A 20828-nucleotide genomic window follows, 5' to 3' on the forward strand; every position below is an offset into this window, starting at 1 on the left:
TATACATTAGTGAAATAAAGAAATTAGAGCGATGAAATTTTCAGTAGATAAACACGATAAATACGTAACCCTAAAGCTCGAAGAGCCCAAGTTTACTAATGATAATTCTCCTGGTTTAAAATCTGAATTATATTTACTTAACGCAGAAGGATTTAAGAATATAATTGTTGATTTAAGCCAAGTTATAGAGTGTAACGATGCTCAAGATTTAAGTTGTTTGTTGGTTGGCGATCGACTTTGCAAAAGTGCCAATGGCCTATTTATAGTAACAGGAATTAACGATCAACTGGCTCCAATTATAGAACTTTCAAACATATTTCAATCTGTAACGTTTGTAAATACATTAGAGGAAGCAACAGATTTCATTTTTATGGATGAGTTGGAAAAAGAGTTTAGAGGCGCAAAATAATTACGTATAAAAATTAACCACGAGCCTCGTAGTTTTCAAAATTCTACGAGGCTTTTTATATCTTAGAAAAATGAAGTTTGAAGTTACAATTTTAGGAAGCAGTTCTGCAACACCGGTTTTTAATCGAAACCCGACTGCACAACTCTTAAACTGTAACGAGAAATTTTATTTAATTGATTGTGGAGAAGGTACACAGCAACAACTTATTCGTTTCAATCTCAAATCCGCTCGCATCGATTATATTTTTATCAGTCATTTGCATGGCGATCATTATTTCGGCTTAATCGGCCTGTTGTCAAGTCTGCATTTGAATGGAAGAATAAAACCCATGCAGATTTTTGGTCCGGCCGCATTGTTAGAGATTTTAGAAATTCAGTTTAAATATTCCGATACGACATTAAGATATCCTTTGGAATTTTTTCCTATTGATGCGACGGAATCTACACAAATTTTCGAGAACAGTGATCTGGTTGTTAAAACCATTATTTTAAATCACCGCATTCCTTGTACGGGCTTTATTTTCGAACAGAAACAAAGACAGCGTAAATTAATTAAAGATAAGGCAGACGAAGTGCCAATAGCTTATTATACGGTTTTGAAAAAGGGAATGGATGTAGAATTACCAAATGGTGATATTCTGCTGAGTGAAGATTATACAACACCAGCAGATCCGCCGAGAAGTTATGCTTACTGTTCTGACACACTTTTTGATGAACGCTATTTTCCGACCATCAAGAATTGTGATACACTTTATCACGAAGCAACTTTTATGAACGAGCTTTTAGATCGGGCTAATGAAACACACCACACCACTGCATTACAAGCAGGAGAGGTGGCTAAGATTAACCATGTCAAGAAATTATTAATCGGTCACTTTTCTTCACGTTACAAAACATTACAAATGCTCTTGGAAGAAGCCCAATCTGTATTTGAAAATACTGAATTGGCTATCGAAGGAAAAACTTTCCAGCTTTAAAAAAGCTATTCTCTTTAATCTTCCTGTATTCCTTATATAAAAAGTAATGGAAGATACTTTAAACAAAGAAAGCCTTGCAATCATAATAGACTGCAAGGCTTTCTTTCTTATTTCGTTAAAACTATTTATCTTTTTTGTTGCCTCCACCAAATACTGAGAAGTGAACATAACGCTTGGGGTTAGCCTTTAAGTCGATCATCAATTCGTCAAGATTTTTAGATGCACTGTTCAAGTTATCGTACATCTTAGTATCGTTAAGTAACAATCCTAAACTTCCTTTACCATCTTTAATTCCTGAAATAACACTCTGCAAATCAGCAATTGCACTATTTGCTTTATCTAAAGTTTCTTTAAAATTAGCCGCTGCAAACTTATCAGTTACGGTATTGATGTTTGTTAAAATATCACTAATTTTTTTATTGTTGTTGTTTAAATTCGCTGTAATGCCTTCTACATTTTTGAAGATTGCTTCAATACGAGCGCTTTCTGAGCCAACTAAACCATCAACTTTCTTAGAAGTAGTTTCTAATGAAGCCAAAGTTCCGGCAATACTGCTGAAGCTTTTATCAACATTTTTTTGGAAATTTGGATTTAAAATCGAATTAACGCTACTTAAAATAGAGTCCATTTTACCAATAATTAATTCTGCTTTTTTCTGCACCGGTTGAACTTGTTCCATTAAGCCTTTCTCCACATTTGCATTTAACAAGTAACCATCCTCTGCCATTTTTTTTGAATTACCTAACGACATTACGATGGCTTTGCTACCCAAAAGATCTGTACCTTCTAAACGTGCAATACTGTTTTCAGGGATTTCGTATTTGCTATTAATACTTAATGTAGCTAAAATAGTTCCACCCGGCTCTAGCTGCAATTTAGCAACTCGGCCAATTTGGTAACCATTAATAAGAATTGGTTTTGAAACCGTTAAACCATCAACCCTTGTGTATCTTGCTAGTAAGTTTGTTTCGCTAGAAAAAATTGAATTACCCTTTAAAAAGTTATATCCAATAATGAGTAAAGCAATGGCTAATGCGGCTAATATCCCTACTTTAGTTTCGTTCTTAATTTTCATGAGTGTTTCTATTTAATGGCTCAAGCAGTAAATTTAGTTCTTTATTGCTTGCCAGAGCGTTTTTGTTATTGCTGATGTTTAAATATGTAATTGTAATTACAAAAAGTTACATCAATTGTTTTGTTTGGTTTAAATGTTTTCTCGTTTATAAGTTAAATCGGTTATCATTTATAATGCCAACTATTTAACTTCTATATTTTTTTTGTATGCCTTTATTGCCGCGAATATTGCTTCAACAATTTCATCCTGTCCTTTTTCTGAGTTAATGTATTTTTCCTCTTCCTTATTCGATATAAAGCCAACTTCAGTTAAAACGGCAGGCATTCCACATCTTTGTAAAACTAGAACCCCTTGTTCTTTAACCCCACGACTAAATCTTTTGTCTCTTTCTACGTAGCTATTCTGTATTAATTTTGCAAATTTAATGCTTTTATCCCGAAACGTGTTTTTTAATAACGATAAAAGAATAAATGTACTCGGATTTGATGGATCATAACCATCGTATTTGCTTTTGTAGTTCTTTTCCAGCTTAATATCTGCGTTTTCACGAATTGCGGCATCCTGTTCTTTTAAACGGTTTGATCCTGCAACCAAAGTTTCAACACCTTTAATTCCTTTATTCCCAGGCGGCATAGAATTGCAGTGAATGGAAATAAATAAATCAGCATTAGCTCCATTAGCAATTTCTGCTCTCCTGTATAAATCTACATCAACATCCTTTGTTCTTGTATAAATTATCTTAATATCTGGCAATTCTTCTTTCAGTTTTGCACCTAATTTAAGCGCAACTTTCAAAGAAATATTTTTTTCTGTTGAAAAACTTCCTGATGCACCTGTTTTTCTGCCGCCATGGCCGGCATCTATTACTATTGTTTTAATCTTATATCCTTGAGCAAGGGAATGGGTTGCAGAGCATAATATAGATAGAAATAAAACGGCAAGCAGGTATTTAATTTTCATTAGGGATGTTTAAAAGGATGTTTCTGCTATTCGCTTGTAATTTTTAATTGCTTTAATAATCCCATTAACAATTTCATTTTGTCCTTCTACAGAGTTCATATAGTCTTCGTCTTCAGGATTACTCACAAAACCAATTTCTGTTAGTACGGCTGGCATTGCTGCTCTAGCCAAAACGGCCAAGCTTTTTTCCTGTACACCTCGATTAGTTCTTCCTGCATTAACATATTCCTGCTGAAGCATGGAAGCAAACTTTAAACTTCTTTCTCTATTGGTCTGTTTCATTAGAGAAAGCATAATATCGTTCTCAGGTGTATTCGCTATAAAGCCCTCATAATTTTTTTGATAGTTATCCTCCAAAAACATGGATGCATTTTCACGCTTAATTACCTCATCCTGTTCTCCCAAACGCCCCGTACCAGAAACAAAAGTTTCCGTACCACGTGTTGAAGTGCTTTTAGAAGTTGTAGTACGATATACTGGAACTTTCTTCCCTCTAACTTTTTTGTAATAATCTACCACTCTTGATACACGAACAGGCATATCATTTAAGTGGATCGAAATAAATAAATCTGCTTTAGCATTATTTGCAATGTTTATACGTTCATACAATGGAATGAAAACATCTGTTTGTCTGGTATAAATTATTTTAATGTCTTTGATACTGTCTTGTAATGCTTTTCCTAAGTTAAGCGCCGTTTTTAAGGCAACATCTTTTTCTTTGGAATAAACACCATGAGTGGCACCGTCTTTACCGCCGTGGCCTGCATCAATTACAATTGTTTTAATTTTATATTCTTGCGCAAAGGCTTGATTATCAATTGTATTGACTAACACAAAACAAATAATAAATGTTAAAATGGTTTTAAGATACATCAATGGTATATTTTTCACTAATTTTGAACGTTTTTGATTAAACATTTGTGCAAAAATAACATTCAAATACGAATTTGAAACTTCTTAAGAGCTCTATTTTACTAATTTCTGTCATTTTATTAACACTTGGTGTTGGTAAAGCTAACGCATTTTCGCATTTTTCATTGCAACAAATCATTCAGCAAGACACTTCAAAAAAGGATACAACCAAAAAAATCGGCAAAAACAACAGTAGCCTCGATCAAAAAGTCGAATATAAAGCTCAAGATTCTGTTCGATTGAATAAGGACAAAAGCATTGTTTATTTATATGGCAATGCTAGAGTTGTATACGGAGACTTTGAGCTAGATGCTGCTTATATTAAGTACGATAAAAAAAACAACACCATTTTTGCAAGCGGTGTTAGAGATCCAAAAACAAATCGTTATATCGGAAAACCAATTTTTAAATCGGGCAGCGAAGGCACGGCTTATGCAGATTCACTTTACTATAATTCGGAAACCACAAGAGCGAAGGTTTATGGTGTTTTCTCCGAGCAGGAGGGCGGATTCTTTTCTGGCGGACAAAGTAAAAAACAAATTGATGATGAGTTACACGTCAAAAATGTAATGTATAGTACCTGTAATCTGCCACATCCTCACTTTGGTTTAATGATATCAAAAGGTGTAGTTACTGAAAAGCAAATTGTAACTGGGCCAGTTTATATGGTTATTGAAGATATTCCTACACCTTTCGCTTTACCTTTTGCCTTTTTTCCAAAGCCAAATAAGCGTACATCGGGTTTAATTTTACCAACACCGGGTGAAGATGCAACTCGTGGATTCTTCTTGCAAAATGCTGGTTACTATTTAGGTTTAAATGATTATTGGGATGCCAAATTATTGGGAACTATCTATACCAATGGCTCTTATGAAACAAGTTTGTTGAGTAATTACATCAAACGTTACAAATACAGCGGAAACATAAACTTCAATTATTCTAGTACTAAGAATGGTTTAGAAGGTACCGAAGCTTTTAGTAATCCTGCAAAGGTATTCCACTTAACTTGGTCGCACAGCCAAAGTGCAAACGCTAAGCCTGGTACTACTTTTAGTGCAAGTGTAAACTTAGGTTCGAGTACATACTATACGGCTACGGCTGCAAATGCCAGTTATGATCAACGTGCAATTGCTAATAATACCATGAGTAGTAGTATTAGTTACGCAAAGGCTTATCCTAACGGAATGAACTATTCATTGAGCTTAGGAAGTGATCAAACATTGAGCACAAAAGATATTTCGGTTCGTTTACCCCAAGCAACTTTTAATGTTCCAACTTTTAGTCCATTTGATTCTAAAACAAGAACTGGTGAACAAAAATGGTATCAAAAAATTACTGTAGGCTACGGTTTGCAAGGAAATAATAGCATCAGTACAAAAGATAGTTTATTGTTTCAAAATGATGGCTTAAAAAGATTAAAATCCGGTTTCTCGCATACTATCCCTGTGAGTATGTCTTTTACTGCCTTAAAATATTTAAACTTTAGTTTAGGTGGAACATACAACGAAGTATGGAATTTCCAAACAACCAGAAATAGATATACTTCCTTTGCGGATGGAACCTATACCTATAGAACAGATACCATTAGCGGTTTTAAAAGAGCAGGGAGTTATAACCTGTCCACAAGTATGTCTACCAAGATTTATGGTAAAAAGGAATTCAAAAACTTAGGTAATATTAAAGCTTTAAGGCACGTAATGACTCCGAACGTTTCTTTTAGTTATTCTCCAGATTTTACTCAAGCAGGTAGCGGACCATATCTACCAGCCATTAATCAAAATGGACAGAAAATTTTAGATAGCTATGGACAAGATTTAAAATATTCAATATTTGAAAATAGTGCTTTCCCAGGCTCTTTCTCGGGTAAATCGGCATCAATTGGTTTTGGTTTGGATAACACGGTAGAATTAAAGGTAAAATCAAGCAAGGATACCACAGGTACAGGAGAACGGAAAATTCCTATTATCCAAGGTTTAAGTATTAGTGGATCTTACAATTTCTTAGCACCGCGAAATAAACTTTCTACACTTGGTTTTAGTGGTCGTTCTCAATTTACCGATAAACTTGGTATCAACTACAATGGAACATTAGATCCTTATGCATTAGATTCTCAACTGGATACAGCATCAGGAGTTAGAACATATATTAGAAGCAATACCTTTACTTGGAAAAGGGGAGGAAGATTACCTCGTTTAACTTCAATTGGATTTTCATTCGACTACAGCTTAAATCCCGAAGCTTTGAAGAAAAAAAATGAAGCAAATGATAAATTAGATGCTGCTTCGAAAAAGAAAGGGTTAACAGATATCCAATCAGAACAATTGGCTGCAATCAGTCGCGATCCAAATGCTTTTGTCGATTTTAATATTCCCTGGAATTTTTCATTCTCTTATAGTTTTCAGTACACAAACGACCTTGGAATTAGTAGAGTAAGTAATACATTAAACTTTAATGGCGATGTTAACCTTACACCAAAATGGAAAGTAACCTTCAATTCTGGTTACGATTTTGAAAATAATGGCTTAACGCCCATGAATATCGGTATTTATCGAGATTTACATTGTTGGGATATGAGTATCAATTGGGTTCCATACGGTGCTTATAGAAGTTATTCGGTAACCATCAAAGTTAAGGCATCTATTTTGCAAGATTTAAAATTGAGCAAGCGTCAAGGTTTTTACAACACATATCAATAACAACATGTTAGCCGAAATTATAACCATTGGTGATGAGATTCTCATCGGCCAAATCGTTGATACGAATTCAGCCTGGATGGCCAAACAACTCAATTCTATAGGCGTTTCAGTTAAGCAGATTACTTCAGTTTCTGATGATGAACAGCACATTATCGAAGCTTTAGGTGAAGCAGAAAAACGAGCTGATCTTATTTTAATAACTGGAGGATTAGGCCCAACAAAGGATGATATTACCAAGAAAACGTTAGCCAAATATTTTAATATGGGCTATAGAAGAGATGAAGGAGCTTTAGAGATGGTTCGTCAAATCTTCGAAAAATATAAACGCCCACTATTGGATATTAATATTCAACAAGCTGATGTACCTGATGGTTGTGAAGTTATTGTAAACAAAAATGGAACAGCACCATGTATGTGGTTTGAGCAACAGGAGAAGATTTTTGTCTCTATGCCTGGCGTACCTTATGAAATGATGTATTTAATGGATGACGAAATTCTTCCACGGATTACCAGTCGTTTTAAACTTCCTTCAATTGTACACAAGACCATTTTAACCGCTAATATTGGTGAATCATTTCTTGCAAAAGAAATAGAAGATATAGAAGATAGTTTGCCTTCACATATTAAATTGGCATATCTTCCTAAGTTGGGGCAGGTGCGCTTACGTTTATCAGCCAAAGGCGACAATGAAGCTAAATTGAAACAAGAAGTGGAAATTTTTGCACAGCAGATTATTGAAAAGATTAAAAAGTTTGTTGTTATTGATGAAGATATTCCTTTGGAAAAGGCGATTCTCAATATTATGAAAGAAAAGGGTTTAACCCTTTCAACCGCAGAAAGTTGCACGGGTGGATATATTGCCCACTTAATTACCCAGCACCCTGGTTGTTCATCTGTTTATTGGGGTGGTGCTGTAGCTTATGCTTACGAGTTAAAAGAATCTATTTTAGGCGTAAAGGAAAGTACTTTAACTACTTATGGAGCTGTAAGTGAACAAACTGTTACTGAAATGGCAGAAGGTGCTGTTAAAAATTTTAAAACCGATTATTCTATCGCAGTGAGTGGAATTGCAGGACCAGATGGTGGTACGGAAGATAAGCCTGTTGGTACAGTTTGGATTGCAATTTCAAGTAAAAATAAAACTGTAGCTAAAGTGTTTAATTTCAGCAACAAACGTATTCAGAACATAGAACGCTCTGCTGCTTCTGCGTTAACAATGCTATTAAATCTACTTAAAGAAGCATAGCGGAAAGAATAAAAACTGTATTTTTGCTGCACTACCAATATAATATACTGTAATTTAATATGGCTCAATACGAATTATTGTTACCAAAAATGGGTGAAAGTGTTGCAGAAGCAACCGTAATTAAATGGGTAAAACAACCTGGTGATTCTATTGATTTAGATGATACCATTTTGGAAATTGCTACTGATAAAGTAGATTCTGAAGTTCCATCTCCCGTTGCTGGTAAGTTGATAAAACAGCTTTTTGCAGCAGATGAAGTTGCTCAGGTTGGCGATGTGATCGCGATTATTGAGACGGCAGGCGGAAACGACATCAAAACTGAAGAACCTATTGCTGCTACAGTTGTAGAAGAAAAACCAGAACCAATTCCTGGAATAGAACAATTGCCTAATGAAACAAAAGTTGAATCTACACCTAACGTTTCATCCGATCGTTTTTATTCTCCATTGGTTAAAAGTATCGCCTCACAAGAAAATATTTCCATTCAGGAACTCGATTCAATTAAAGGGTCTGGTGCTGATGGTCGACTAAATAAAGATGATTTATTAAATTATATCGGACTTAAAAATGAAGGGAACGCTTCTTTTAAAACGGTTATAATTACTCCACCAATACCGCCTAGCCAAGATTTACAAAATAAACCTACTCCTCCGGCTCAAGCTTCATCGCCGAATAAAACATCAACTACGAGTGTTAGCGGTGGCGATGAAATAATTGAAATGGATAGAATGCGTAAACTTATTGCCGATCATATGGTGATGAGTAAAACGACTTCTCCACACGTTACTTCTTTTGTTGAAGCTGATGTTACCAATATGGTTTTGTGGCGTAATAAAGTGAAAAATAGTTTCGAAAAACGTGAAAACGAAAAGATAACTTTTACGCCAATATTTGTCGAAGCTGTAGCCAAGGCAATTAAAGATTTTCCAATGATTAACGTTTCGGTCAACGGAACACAAATTATTAAAAAACGAGATATTAATATCGGAATGGCAGCTGCTTTACCAAGTGGAAACCTGATTGTTCCGGTAATTAGAAATGCTGATCAATTAAATTTGGTTGGTTTAACTAAAGCTGTAAACGATTTGGCCAACAGAGCAAGAATCTCTAAGTTAAAACCTGATGAAACTCAAGGCGGTACTTTTACTTTAACCAACGTGGGTTCATTTGGCAATGTAATGGGAACTCCAATTATAAATCAACCACAAGTTGCAATTTTAGCCGTTGGTGCAATTAAAAAGAAGCCTGCTGTTTTAGAAACCGAACATGGTGATGTAATTGCCATTCGCCACATGATGTTTCTTTCTTTATCTTACGATCATAGAGTTGTAGATGGTTCGTTAGGAGGGATGTTTGTACGTAGGGTTGCAGATTATTTAGAAAATTGGGATTTTAATAGAGAGATTTAATCATCGGTTTTATTTAGTAAAGCCAACAATTAACAATTCATCAATTGAACAATAGAAAATGTTAGATTCGATTTTAAAATCTATAGTTAGTGATAATACCTTGCATGCCAAGTGGTTAAATACATTATCTTACATGGAAAATGCTGGAGCAAAAAAGATTTCTGCATCCGAGCATAAAGAAAATGTTAACCTAATTATTCTTAAACACGCTGCTGAAGAACATCGTCATGCATACTATTTAAAAAAACAGATTTCTAAAATTGATGAGGCGCTTTGTAAAACTTACACAAATGCAGAATTGCTTTCTCCTAACAACACTAAATACTATTTACACGCTTTAGATATTGCGGTTTGTCGATATTTAAAAGCACAATTTAACTTAATAGGTTACAATTTAAAATTTGCTGCCTATCTTTTTGTAACGTATGCAATTGAAGTTCGTGCTGATGAGCTTTATCCAATTTATCAAACTATTTTAGACGAAGCGAAAAGTAAGGTAAATGTTAAATCTATTATTTTAGAAGAAGAAGGTCATTTAGAAGAAATGATGAACCAACTGGTTAGTTTTTCTGATGATTGGGAAAATCATGCTGCTGAAGTAATTAAAATAGAAAAGGCTTTATTTGAAAATTGGGTAGGTGCACTGAATGCAGAATTGCCAGTTAGTGCATAATTTCTATTAATTTTAGCCATTTAGAAACGGATTGAAATCCGTAGTTCGGGCAGTCGAGATTACAAATCTCAACTAACATATATTTACTTTACTTCTAAGTTAGTCGGGATTTGTAATCCCGTCTTGTGAATTTGCAGTTGTTACAAAACCAAAACAACTTACTATTGTTCTTAAATAAATAAAAAATCATGTCGAAGTTTTCAGATTTAATCAATGGCGATAAGCCAGTTTTGGTCGACTTTTTTGCTGAATGGTGTGGCCCATGTAAAATGATGAAACCTATTTTAGAACAATTAAAATCTCAGGTTGGTGATTCGGTTTCAATAATTAAAATCGATATCGATAAAAATCAAGCAGTTGCTTCTTCATATAGTGTTCAAAGTGTACCAACTTTATTGTTATTTAAGCAAGGAAAACAAGTTTGGAGACAAAGCGGTGTTTTACAAGCTTCTCAATTAAAGCAAGTTATCGATTCACATTCTTAGTTATACCTCTACAACATTTTTTGGAGTTACCGCAAAAATGCGTTCGTTACTTTTTGGGTAGATATTATAAAGACCAGTAAACAAGCTGAAAGCTGGTAAAACGGCGTATTCAGTTCCAAAATAAAAGCACGGAAATTTTAGTCTTTGTTTTGCTTTGCCTACAATAGAAACTCCTGGATGAATGTGCCCACTAATTGGATATAATTCTTCTTCTGTACATTGTGGTGCATCATGAATAAAGCAAAATGGCCCTAAACAGAAGCTAGGCTCATGAATTTCAATATCCATTGCAGTATAATCTGCATGGGCTAATCTATCATGATTGCCTTTTACCAATAAGAAATTTAACTCCTTATAGTTTTTTCTCCAAGAGGCAAATTCATCAATATCAGTATTTAAACCATGATGAAACATATCTCCATTAATCAATAAAGTGTTTGGATTGTACTTCTCGATAAGCAAGGTTAATCTATGTAAATCACCCTCGGCAATTGTTGATGGAACTTGTAAACCCGCCTGACGAAAATGTGCAGATTTGCCCAAATGCAAATCGCTAATGGCTAAAAGTTTGTGTTTGGATAAGTATAAAGCCCTTTCTTTATCTAAAATCAGTTCTTCTCCGTGGCTTGTAATGATCATTAATTCTTATCTATAAAAAAACCACATAAAAAATATAAGTTTTTGAATGCGTATTGCCCTAAACTTATATTTTTATAAATTTCTTATATGGTTAAAATTGTTACTTAATCTTCTCCGATTCCGCTTTCATTCTCGCAATTCTCTGTTCCAATTCTTCCGAACTCATGTTTTCACGCAAACTATCTACCTTAATGGGGAAAGATAGTGGTGTAAAACTTTTCGGATTGGTAATTATAATTGCTCCATTTTGAATTCTTTCCAAAGCGGCAGCCAATCTTGGTTCTTCCAATTGCTGATAGAACACTTCATCGTAAGCTTGGCGCAAAAGTAAATTATGTTTGTCGTAATCACTAAAAACATTAAAAAATAAACCTGCAGATGACTGCAAATGTTTATTGGCTACATATTTACCCGGATAACCTTGAAATACCAAACCAGAGATGCAGGCAATATCACGGAATTTTCTTCGAGCCATTTCGGTCGAATTAATACTCAAAGTTATGTCTTCGGTTAGGTTTTTTGGCGAGAAAACTTCATAAGCAATAGATTCATCCATCGGAATTTCAATATCACTTAGCAGTTCAAAACCATAATCATTCATGGCGATGGAAAAGCTGATGGGCAACAGCTTGCTCAATCGATAAGCTACCAAAGCAGCTAAAACCTCATGTACTAAACGGCCCTCAAATGGATAAGCAAAAAGGTGAAAACCTTCCTTATTATTAATTAATTCTATTAGTAATTCATCATTTCTCGGTACATGAGAGCGTTTTTCTTGCAAAAGAAATAGTGGGTAAACAACGTCCAATTCTTCATCTTGATGTGTTTTGTCCAATGCCTCATTATATTTTTTACGTAAAACAGAACCTAAATTTGATGAAAGAGGCAACCTTCCACCGTTCCAACTTGGAGAAATGGCATTTTTCTGTTTACTTACGCGTACAATAACAGTCATGTCTTTTACATGCACAAACTCCAAAACCCGACCAGCTAAGCGGAAATTATCTCCAGCTTTTAAACGGGTTACAAAATATTCTTCTACCATTCCGATATAACCGCCAGAAAGGAATTTAACCTTCAGCATTGCATCGCTTACAATAGTGCCAATATGCAACCTATGGCGCATCGCCAACTGCCTGCTTTTTACTTTCCAAAGTCCATCCTCATCTTTAATTACCTTTTTAAACTCTGTGTAAGCACTTAAACTATCACCACCAGAAGTAATAAATTGCATTACCCATGTCCATTCTTCGGGTAAGATTAGTTTAAAAGCATGCGTGTTTTTAATTTCTTCATAAATTATTTTATCGTCAAAACCATCTCCAATAGCTAAAGTAACAAGGTATTGAACCAATGTATCAAAAACCATAATAAATGGTTCACGGCTCTCAATATTATTCGTTTTAGCAGCTTCTTTTATTGCAGCTGCTTCAACTAATTCCAAAGCATGAGTAGGTAAAAAATATATTTTAGAAGTTTCATGTGGCGAATGTCCTGATCGACCAGCACGTTGCAGAAACCTAGCTACACCTTTTGGTGAACCGACTTGTACAACAGTATCTACAGGTTTAAAATCTACGCCCAAATCTAGAGATGAGGTAGCGATAACTGCTTTCAATTGCCCAGTATGTAATGCATCTTCAATCCAATTTCTCAATTCAAAATCTATAGAACCATGGTGAATCGCAATTCTTCCCGCTAATTCGGGTTCTATATTTAGCAAATGTTGATACCACATTTCCGATTGACCGCGGGTATTGATGAAGATTAAAGTCGTTTTACTTTTTTCAATTATTGGAAGCAGTTTATAGGCTAACTTCAGCCCCAAATGCCCAGCCCAAGGTAGAGTTTCAATATCATCAGGAAGGATAGATTTAATGATGATTTTCTTTTCTAGATCTGCCTTAATAATTATTCTTTTAGCCGTTTCATCTGGTTCGAGAACATCTAAAGCTTCCTCTATATTTCCAATGGTTGCCGAAATTCCCCAAACCCTTAAAAATTGTTCCTTCTCTAATTTCTGTAATCCTTTAATTCTCGATACAGCCAATTCGACAAGTACACCTCGTTTACTCCCTAAAAGTTCATGCCATTCATCAGCAACAATACATTTTAAGTTTTTAAACAAAGTTGATGAGCCTTTTTGTGCAAGTAATAAGTGTAAGCTTTCTGGCGTAATTAACAAAATTTCGGGCATTGATTTCTTCTGCTGGACTTTTTCTGCCTGTGAGGTATCTCCATTACGAACACCAACGTGCCAATCCAATTCGAGCTCTAATAAAGTTTCTCTCATTGCTCTTGCAATATCTTTCGCTAAGGAGCGGAGTGGGGTAATCCAGATTAATTGTAAACGATCTTTTGCTTTTTTGTTGCTGACTGCAGACGCGTTCAATGCTTCAATAGCAACTGCTAGGAATAGAGAAAAGGTTTTTCCGAAACCGGTTGGGGCATTAACTAAACCGCTGTAGCCATTTAGGTAATTTTGCCAAGCATCTTCTTGAAATTTAAAAGGTTTGCGACCATTGGCTTTAAGCCATTGCTTAATTTTTTTGTAGCCTTTGGTTTTTGTTTGGTCCATGTATAGTTGTAATTTCTATATTTTAAATTTGAAAAGCAATTTCAGTAGTTCTTCGGTTGCATCAGTCCCACCATTTGCTACAATCTTTTTAAACAAATTCTGTCATTCTGAGGAACGAAGAATCTGTTTCATCGGCTGCAGATACTTCGTGCCTCAGTATGACAGCTTATTCAAGGTTGCTGCTCATAAAAAGTATTTCCGCGTCTGTCGGGTTTAAATAGCAAGGTAAACCTAAGTAAAATAAACCTGACAGGAGCGAGCACGAAACCCGATTTAAACATCGGGTGAGTAAAGCGAATAGCCAGACTTTCGGTTCCGATCAACACAGAAACCTGCTTTTCTAATCATTTATAAAGGTTGATGCGAGCAACTGCCTCAAATCTTCCAATGTATTAATTTCATCAGCTTTTTTATCTTTTCGCCAGCGCAAAATACGAGGGAAACGAAGTGCCAGACCTGCTTTATGGCGCTTACTCTCTGCGATTCCCTCAAAAGCAATTTCGAAAACCAATTCGGGCTTTACAGTACGAACAGGTCCAAATTTTTCTATGGCATTTTTGGTAACAAAAGAATTTACTTCCTTAATTTCTTTATCCGTTAAGCCAGAATAGGCCTTGGCAATGGTTACCAGATTTTCGCCATCCCGAACGGCAAAGGTATAATCGGTAAAGAAATTTGCTCTTCTTCCACTACCTTTTTGTGCATAAATCATCACTGCATCAACGGTATAAGGGTTTACTTTCCATTTCCACCAATCGCCACGTTTACGACCGCTATGATAATGAGAACTTAGCTTTTTAAGCATTATCCCTTCACTATTTATCGATCTTGAAGTTTGCCTAAGTTCGGCCAGTTCTTCCCAAGAGTTGCAATTAACCACCGGCGATAAAACTACCGGACTTTCGTCTAAATTTCCAATAACCTGTTCCAAAATCTTTCTCCGCTCGCTTAAAGGTTGCTCACGGAAATCATTCGTTTCATATTCCAGAATATCGTAAACAAAAAAACCGATCGGCGCATCTTCCAGTTGTTTTTTGTTAATGGTTTTTCGGTTTAAACGTTGTTGCAAAGTGCTAAATGAAAGTACATTTTTATCTTGTACAGCCAAAATTTCTCCATCTAAAACTACCCCATCGGGTAAAACATCAATCAAGAAATGTAATTCTGGGAATTGTTCTGTAACCAATTCTTCACCCCGCGACCAAATAAACAGTTCCCCATTTCGTTTCACAATTTGTCCACGAATTCCATCCCATTTCCATTCAGCTTGCCATTCTTTAATGTCGCCTAGAGTAGAAGGCTCGTTTTCGAGCGCATAAGCTAAACAAAAAGGATAGGGCCAAGAATTATCGGTATTTACATGGATTCCGTTAATCAGCTCCGTAAAGGTAATTTCGTAGGGATCCCATTTGCCCATAATGCTGTGCATAATCTGCGCACTATCCAAACTACTTTGCTTAGCTAAAGCATTAACCAACATTTTATTGGATACACCAATTCTGAAATTTCCTGAAATTAATTTATTAAAAATAAAACGTTCTTGGTTTTCTAAAGTATTCCAAGCATTTAATATAAAAGCCTTTTTGGTTTCATCGTCTTTGCCCTCCAAATCGTGCAAATCCTCTATCCATTTGTGGAGCTGGTAATCAGAAGTATTTTCAGCAGGCGGTAGGAGCAAAGCTATTGTTTCGCTTAAATCGCCCACATTAGAATAGCTTTCAGAGAACAACCATTCTGGCGTTTCGGTAATTTCTATTGCCCAATATTTTAGCAAAGCCGATTTAATTGGCCGTTTGGGTTTTTTGCCAGTAAACAAGGCGATAACCCATACTTTATCTTTGTTATCTGCCTGATTAAAATAATTAACCAAAGCAGCGATTTTGTCGTTCGTTTTATTGCTCAGTTCGAGCTGTTGGATAAGTTGAGCAAAACGTTTCATTCGGCTTTTTGATTTTTGATTTCAGAATTTTGATTTTGAATATCTTCCAAATCAACTTTATTTTCTTCATCATCTTCCTGCCCGAATTTGGTCGTAACTTCGGAAGATTCAATCCCGCTATCATTTAAAAACCGACTAAAAGCAGCGGTAAAGCCGTGTGTTACATAAACTTTTTCAGCCCCAGTTGCTGTTATAGCTTCCATTAATCCTGGCCAGTCTGCATGATCGCTTAGGGCAAAGCCGGCATCTGCACTTTGCCAACGGCGGTGCGCCCGAACCTGCATCCATCCCGAACAAATTCCAGTAACCGGATGACTTAAAGTTTTAATCCAACGGCTATCTCTCATTGCGGGTGGCACAATTACGATCCCTTTCTGGAGTTGATCTTTAGTTGTTTCGGGCGTAATTCTAATGGTTTCTGGAAGGTTTACCCCAGCTTTGATAATTACCTCGTTTAAGTTGGCAATGCTGTTATGAACATAAATAGGAACATCACCTGCCAGGTTTTTAATTAAGCGTTGTGCTTTACCCAAGCTGTAAGCAATTAATACACTGGTTTTTTGTTGATGAACATTATCATTTACCCAATTTTTTATGTTATTGAAAACAACATCCTGTTTTTGCCATTTATAAACTGGAAGACCAAATGTACTTTCTGAAACAAAACTATGGCATTTAACAGGTTCAAAAACATCGCTAATTCCATCATCCTCGATTTTGTAATCGCCAGAAATAACACAAACTTCTCCTTTATATTCTAAACGTACCTGTGCCGATCCAATAATATGGCCCGCTGGAAAAAAAGAAATATTAACTCCATTTCTAACGATACTTTCGCCATAATTTAAGGTTTCTACATTTAAATCCTCACTAATTCTTCTTTTGATAATAGGTTTGGTTAGCGTATGGCAGAGGTAATATTTATTGCCAAACCGAACATGATCGCTGTGGCCATGAGTGGTAACGGCATAATCTACAGGCCACCAAGGATCTACATAAAAATCGCCCTGCTTGCAATAAATGCCTCTTTTTGTAAATGTAATTAATGCCATGATTGATTAACAATAAATTTCTTTATTAGTTTTTAACCTTTATCGGGTAATTGGCCGATAAAAGATAATATCGGCTAAATACCCGATAATTTGAAATATCGGGTAATTACCCGATAAATGAGATTATCGGCTAATTACCCGATAATTTTGGAAAATAGATTTTTTAAAGATATATTAGTGTTATGATTTGTATTATTACAGGCGATATAATAGGCTCAAGAAAAATAAAAGATAGTTGGCTACTGAGCTTAAAAACGGCTTTAAAAGTAGTTTCTGTAGTTAATAATAAATGGGAGATCTATCGAGGAGATAGTTTTCAAGTTGAAATAGAACCAGAAAATGCCATTAAAGTAGCTGCTTATTTAAAGGCTTGCGTTAGGGTTAATAAACCTGCTGACGTAAGAATGGGAATTGGTATTGGTGAAGTTAAAAATAAGCGTAAAAAGCTTTCCGAATCAAGCGGAGATGCCTTTATTAATTCTGGAGTCGCATTTGATAGCTTAAAACAGGCAAAAGTTAATTTGGCCATCAAAACCGATTTTCAAGAATTTGATGAAGAAATCAATGTATTAATTAAGCTTGCAATAATCATAATGGATAGCTGGGGAGTTGTGGCTGCAGAAATGGTAAAGCTTGCTTTAGAAAATGAAAATATTGTGCAAAGTGAACTCGCTATATTATCTGGAAGAACACAATCATCTGTAAGTGAGGCTTTAAAAAGAGCACATTATTCTGAAATAATGGAAATGGATAAGCTTTATCGTAAAAAATTAAACCAAAAGATTTCGAAATAATGGACATTTATTTAATCAAATTAATACTGGTCCATTTAATTGGAGATTTCTTCTACAGCCAAATTCTTGGGTAAAAGACAAAGAAAGAAACAAGTTAAAATCGGGCAAGTTGTATCTTCATGTAGTGGTTCACGTGGTTTTAATATTTGTTGTATTTCTAAGCTTTAATGTATGGAAAGTGGCCTTATCAATAGGCGTAATTCATTTAATTATTGATGCTTGCAAGGCTTTATTTCAAACCAAGAAGAATGCTAGAATCTTGTTTTTTGTAGATCAGATTTTACACTTTACATCCATAGTTTTAATCTGGCATTTATTTTATAAAGGAAATCTCGACATCAGCTTTTTAAATAATACCAATACTTGGATTGTTATTTCTGGAGCATTATTTTTATCGATGCCAACCTCAATAGTGATGAGGGTAATTATAGCCAAATGGATTCCAGCAAATCAACCAGAAAGTCCGCAATCTTTACAAAATGCCGGAAAATACATTGGAATATTGGAACGGGTACTTATTTTTCTGTTTGTACTAACCAATCATTTTGAGGCTGTTGGTTTTTTGTTGGCCGCAAAATCTATTTTCAGATTCGGCGATTTAAAAGAAGCACACGATATCAAATTAACCGAATACGTACTTATCGGAACGTTGTTAAGTTTTGGTATTGCAATCGCTACAGCCATGTTAATCCTGCAATACATATCATAAAAAAAGCAACCCGAAGATTGCTTTTTAAATAGATTTTTATTTTGCTCCCGGAGGACAATTGTCTTTCAAAAACTTAGTGTAAGTTAAAGATAAGTGTTCACTAGTACCTTCGCCTTCTGAAATGCTGTGCGTACGATTTGGATAACTCATCAATTGAAAAACCTTTTTGTTTTTGATCAGCTCATTAATCAGCATTTCTGCATTTTGATAATGAACGTTATCATCACCAGTTCCGTGGATGTAAAGTAAATTACCTTTTAAATTTTTAGCATAAGTAACAGGAGAACCTTTAATATAAGCTTCTTTACTTGGGAAAGGAGTTCCCATGTAGCGTTCCTGATAGATATTATCATACGTTAACTGATTTCCTACCGCTGCAATGGCAATACCTGTTTTATAAATCTCTGGGTATTGAAACATTAAGTTAAGAGTAGAAGAACCGCCGCCACTCCAGCCCCAAACTGCAACGCGATCTTTATCCATAAAAGCATTGGTTGCCAATAACTTTTTAGCCGCCATTGCTTGATCACGAATATTGATTACACCAATATTTTTATAAATGCTTTTGCGCCAAGTGCTTCCTTTTGGAACAGGAGCACCTCTATTATCCATCGAAATATAAATGTATCCATCTTTAGCCATATCGCCAGCATATAAAAAATTACGTCCAGCTCCATAAGTATCAGCAGCAGTTTGAGATGCAGGTTCGCCATAAACATAAAACACAACAGGGTATTTTTTATCTGGATTAAAATTATCTGGTTTTTTCATCCAACCATCCATTTCAATACCATCTTCAGTAGTAACCTTAAAAAATTCTACTTTATTTTTAGGCGCTTCCTGTTTAGATAGTTGAGTGGTAATGCTTCCATCCATTGTAAAAGGATTTCCTGTTGTAAAGTTCATCCACTCTGTAATCGGCCTAACTACCGAACTGTTGTAAGTGTGGCGAGCGAAAGCTGCGTTAGGAGAAATCTCATAACTATGCGTGCCCGGCAGGATAGAAGGTGTTACCATTTCCAATTTGCCTTTTCCATCTAACTTGGTTTTATATAAGTATTTTTGAGTAGCATTTGTTGGTGACGCCATAAAATAAACCAAGTTATTTTTTTCATCAATTAACTTAATATCAATTACATCATAATTTCCTTTGGTTACCAAAGTTTCCTTTTTTCCATCTCTACTAATTCTATAAAGGTGATTCCATCCGTCTTTTTCAGATAAAATGGTAAATTCTTTATTGTCAGCTAACCATTTCCACTCATCTTCAGCATCAATCCATGCTTTAGCTTTTTCCGAATAAAGTACTTTGGCATTGCCGGTTACAGCATCACAAACAAATATTTTATTTTCATTCTGTTCACGATTAAGTTGTTGTAAAATAATTTCATTGCTGTTTGGAATCCACTGCATCCGAGGAATATAGTGCTGTATATTATCGCCGGGAACGTTTAACCAATTTGTTTTTGCCGATGCTACATCAACAACACCAACTTTACAAACAGAAGGATTTTCGCCAACTTTTGGATACTCTACCGGAATGGTATATGGATAAATCGAATCTGTATTATTGATCATTAAAAAGTTCTTAATCTTCGTTGCATCAATTTGCCAATAAGCAATCGTTTTGCTGTCTGGGCTCCATCTAAAGCCATCTCTACAATCAAATTCCTCTTCGTAAACCCAATCGAAAGTACCGTTAATCAAACGGTCTGTTCCATCTGTAGTTAAAGCTTTTGATCCAGTACCATCAACATTTTCTACGTATAAATTGTGCTTGCTCACGTATGCAACCTTACTTCCATCTGGAGAAATTTTTGCAAACATTAATGATGATGCTGGTTTATCTTTGCCAATTTGGGTTAACTTATTCGTGGTAAGATCAGCTAACCAATAATCGCCACGAGTATCATAGCGCCAAACCTTTTTGCTATTGGTATAAATTAAAGCCTTATTTCCATCTGCTGATAATTGAAAACTTCTAACAGCGATAGAATTATCAGTTCCTGAAGGAGTTAATAATGCTCTAGATATAACAACCTTTCTTTCGTTTTTAGGAAGAGAAACTGAAACAATTTCACCGCTTGATATTTGATAGTAAGAATTGCCATCTTTCGCCCAGTTTATAGTTTGGGCTTTTGCATCAATCAAGCTGCAGATCGCTAAGCAGATAATTGATAGTTTGAGTAATATGTTTTTCATTAAATATTTATTTTTAGAATTGTATGATGATATGCTGACTTGTTGAATTTTCGGTCATAAAAAAAGCTTTTTAA

17 protein-coding genes are annotated in these 20828 nt (G+C 35.2%); 9 read left to right on the forward strand and 8 right to left on the reverse strand.

Annotated elements, in window-relative coordinates:
• The first annotated feature begins 31 nt into the window (after positions 1 to 31).
• Positions 32 to 409: an STAS domain-containing protein gene (locus H7U22_RS08000; protein ID WP_187070827.1), complete on the forward strand. Its 378-nt coding sequence runs from the start codon at positions 32 to 34 to the stop codon at positions 407 to 409.
• A gap of 70 nt (positions 410 to 479) precedes the next feature.
• Entirely contained in the window at positions 480 to 1385 is a 906-nt protein-coding gene (locus H7U22_RS08005) for a ribonuclease Z (RefSeq protein ID WP_187070828.1), read from the forward strand.
• 121 nt (positions 1386 to 1506) lie between these two features.
• Here H7U22_RS08005 and H7U22_RS08010 read toward each other — a convergent pair whose 3' ends face one another.
• The 3 genes from H7U22_RS08010 to H7U22_RS08020 form a co-directional block, all read right to left on the reverse strand.
• Complete coding sequence (locus H7U22_RS08010) at positions 1507 to 2460, reverse strand: MlaD family protein (RefSeq protein ID WP_187070829.1); 954 nt, start codon at positions 2458 to 2460, stop codon at positions 1507 to 1509.
• 180 nt (positions 2461 to 2640) lie between these two features.
• Positions 2641 to 3420 (reverse strand): N-acetylmuramoyl-L-alanine amidase family protein, encoded by a 780-nt coding sequence (locus tag H7U22_RS08015; RefSeq protein ID WP_187070830.1) that lies wholly within the window; start codon positions 3418 to 3420, stop codon positions 2641 to 2643.
• 9 nt (positions 3421 to 3429) lie between these two features.
• Complete coding sequence (locus tag H7U22_RS08020) at positions 3430 to 4293, reverse strand: N-acetylmuramoyl-L-alanine amidase family protein (RefSeq protein ID WP_187070999.1); 864 nt, start codon at positions 4291 to 4293, stop codon at positions 3430 to 3432.
• Between the two features lie 74 nt (positions 4294 to 4367).
• Here H7U22_RS08020 and H7U22_RS08025 point away from each other — a divergent pair, with 74 nt between their 5' ends.
• The 5 genes from H7U22_RS08025 to trxA all read left to right on the forward strand — a co-directional run bounded on the left by H7U22_RS08025 (position 4368) and on the right by trxA (position 10841).
• On the forward strand, positions 4368 to 7028 hold the full coding sequence (locus H7U22_RS08025; protein WP_187070831.1) for a putative LPS assembly protein LptD: 2661 nt from the start codon (positions 4368 to 4370) through the stop codon (positions 7026 to 7028).
• Between the two features lie 4 nt (positions 7029 to 7032).
• Positions 7033 to 8274, forward strand: a complete 1242-nt coding sequence (locus H7U22_RS08030) for a competence/damage-inducible protein A (protein WP_187070832.1) — start codon at positions 7033 to 7035, stop codon at positions 8272 to 8274.
• A gap of 59 nt (positions 8275 to 8333) precedes the next feature.
• On the forward strand, positions 8334 to 9683 hold the full coding sequence (locus tag H7U22_RS08035; RefSeq protein WP_187070833.1) for a dihydrolipoamide acetyltransferase family protein: 1350 nt from the start codon (positions 8334 to 8336) through the stop codon (positions 9681 to 9683).
• 58 nt (positions 9684 to 9741) lie between these two features.
• Positions 9742 to 10356 carry a hypothetical protein gene (locus tag H7U22_RS08040; protein WP_187070834.1) on the forward strand — a complete coding sequence of 205 codons (615 nt, stop codon included), beginning with the start codon at positions 9742 to 9744 and terminating at the stop codon, positions 10354 to 10356.
• Between the two features lie 188 nt (positions 10357 to 10544).
• Positions 10545 to 10841 (forward strand): thioredoxin, encoded by a 297-nt coding sequence (gene trxA, locus H7U22_RS08045; RefSeq protein WP_187070835.1) that lies wholly within the window; start codon positions 10545 to 10547, stop codon positions 10839 to 10841.
• On the opposite strand, the gene pdeM is transcribed toward trxA, so the two are convergent.
• The 4 genes from pdeM to H7U22_RS08065 form a co-directional block, all read right to left on the reverse strand.
• On the reverse strand, positions 10842 to 11480 hold the full coding sequence (pdeM, locus tag H7U22_RS08050; protein ID WP_187070836.1) for a ligase-associated DNA damage response endonuclease PdeM: 639 nt from the start codon (positions 11478 to 11480) through the stop codon (positions 10842 to 10844).
• Between the two features lie 100 nt (positions 11481 to 11580).
• Complete coding sequence (locus tag H7U22_RS08055; protein ID WP_187070837.1) at positions 11581 to 14058, reverse strand: ligase-associated DNA damage response DEXH box helicase; 2478 nt, start codon at positions 14056 to 14058, stop codon at positions 11581 to 11583.
• Between the two features lie 340 nt (positions 14059 to 14398).
• Positions 14399 to 15997, reverse strand: a complete 1599-nt coding sequence (locus H7U22_RS08060; RefSeq protein WP_187070838.1) for an ATP-dependent DNA ligase — start codon at positions 15995 to 15997, stop codon at positions 14399 to 14401.
• Complete coding sequence (locus tag H7U22_RS08065) at positions 15994 to 17049, reverse strand: ligase-associated DNA damage response exonuclease (protein ID WP_187070839.1); 1056 nt, start codon at positions 17047 to 17049, stop codon at positions 15994 to 15996. Before H7U22_RS08065 ends, H7U22_RS08060 begins: the two co-directional genes overlap by 4 nt.
• A 182-nt stretch (positions 17050 to 17231) precedes the next feature.
• On the opposite strand from H7U22_RS08065, the gene H7U22_RS08070 reads away from it, so the two are divergent.
• On the forward strand, positions 17232 to 17843 hold the full coding sequence (locus H7U22_RS08070) for a SatD family protein (RefSeq protein ID WP_187070840.1): 612 nt from the start codon (positions 17232 to 17234) through the stop codon (positions 17841 to 17843).
• Positions 17844 to 17862: 19 nt separating this feature from the next.
• Positions 17863 to 18552 carry a DUF3307 domain-containing protein gene (locus H7U22_RS08075; RefSeq protein WP_317172958.1) on the forward strand — a complete coding sequence of 230 codons (690 nt, stop codon included), beginning with the start codon at positions 17863 to 17865 and terminating at the stop codon, positions 18550 to 18552.
• Positions 18553 to 18588: 36 nt separating this feature from the next.
• Here H7U22_RS08075 and H7U22_RS08080 read toward each other — a convergent pair whose 3' ends face one another.
• A complete protein-coding gene (locus tag H7U22_RS08080; protein WP_187070841.1) occupies positions 18589 to 20754 on the reverse strand; it encodes a S9 family peptidase in 2166 nt (721 codons plus the stop codon).
• Positions 20755 to 20828: the final 74 nt, after the last annotated feature.

This window comes from Pedobacter fastidiosus (genome assembly GCF_014306625.1).
Lineage (GTDB): Bacteria > Bacteroidota > Bacteroidia > Sphingobacteriales > Sphingobacteriaceae > Pedobacter > Pedobacter fastidiosus.

Bases quoted from the DNA above. Each gene is read 5' to 3' on its own strand.
- H7U22_RS08030 (WP_187070832.1), top strand. From the start codon at position 7,033: ATGTTAGCCGAAATTATAACCATTGGTGATGAGATTCTCATCGGCCAA.
- H7U22_RS08020 (WP_187070999.1), bottom strand. From the start codon at position 4,293: ATGTATCTTAAAACCATTTTAACATTTATTATTTGTTTTGTGTTAGTC.
- H7U22_RS08060 (WP_187070838.1), bottom strand. From the start codon at position 15,997: ATGAAACGTTTTGCTCAACTTATCCAACAGCTCGAACTGAGCAATAAA.
- H7U22_RS08005 (WP_187070828.1), top strand. From the start codon at position 480: ATGAAGTTTGAAGTTACAATTTTAGGAAGCAGTTCTGCAACACCGGTT.
- pdeM (WP_187070836.1), bottom strand. From the start codon at position 11,480: ATGATCATTACAAGCCACGGAGAAGAACTGATTTTAGATAAAGAAAGG.
- H7U22_RS08070 (WP_187070840.1), top strand. From the start codon at position 17,232: ATGATTTGTATTATTACAGGCGATATAATAGGCTCAAGAAAAATAAAA.
- H7U22_RS08055 (WP_187070837.1), bottom strand. From the start codon at position 14,058: ATGGACCAAACAAAAACCAAAGGCTACAAAAAAATTAAGCAATGGCTT.
- H7U22_RS08065 (WP_187070839.1), bottom strand. From the start codon at position 17,049: ATGGCATTAATTACATTTACAAAAAGAGGCATTTATTGCAAGCAGGGC.
- H7U22_RS08010 (WP_187070829.1), bottom strand. From the start codon at position 2,460: ATGAAAATTAAGAACGAAACTAAAGTAGGGATATTAGCCGCATTAGCC.
- H7U22_RS08000 (WP_187070827.1), top strand. From the start codon at position 32: ATGAAATTTTCAGTAGATAAACACGATAAATACGTAACCCTAAAGCTC.
- H7U22_RS08015 (WP_187070830.1), bottom strand. From the start codon at position 3,420: ATGAAAATTAAATACCTGCTTGCCGTTTTATTTCTATCTATATTATGC.
- trxA (WP_187070835.1), top strand. From the start codon at position 10,545: ATGTCGAAGTTTTCAGATTTAATCAATGGCGATAAGCCAGTTTTGGTC.
- H7U22_RS08080 (WP_187070841.1), bottom strand. From the start codon at position 20,754: ATGAAAAACATATTACTCAAACTATCAATTATCTGCTTAGCGATCTGC.
- H7U22_RS08035 (WP_187070833.1), top strand. From the start codon at position 8,334: ATGGCTCAATACGAATTATTGTTACCAAAAATGGGTGAAAGTGTTGCA.
- H7U22_RS08040 (WP_187070834.1), top strand. From the start codon at position 9,742: ATGTTAGATTCGATTTTAAAATCTATAGTTAGTGATAATACCTTGCAT.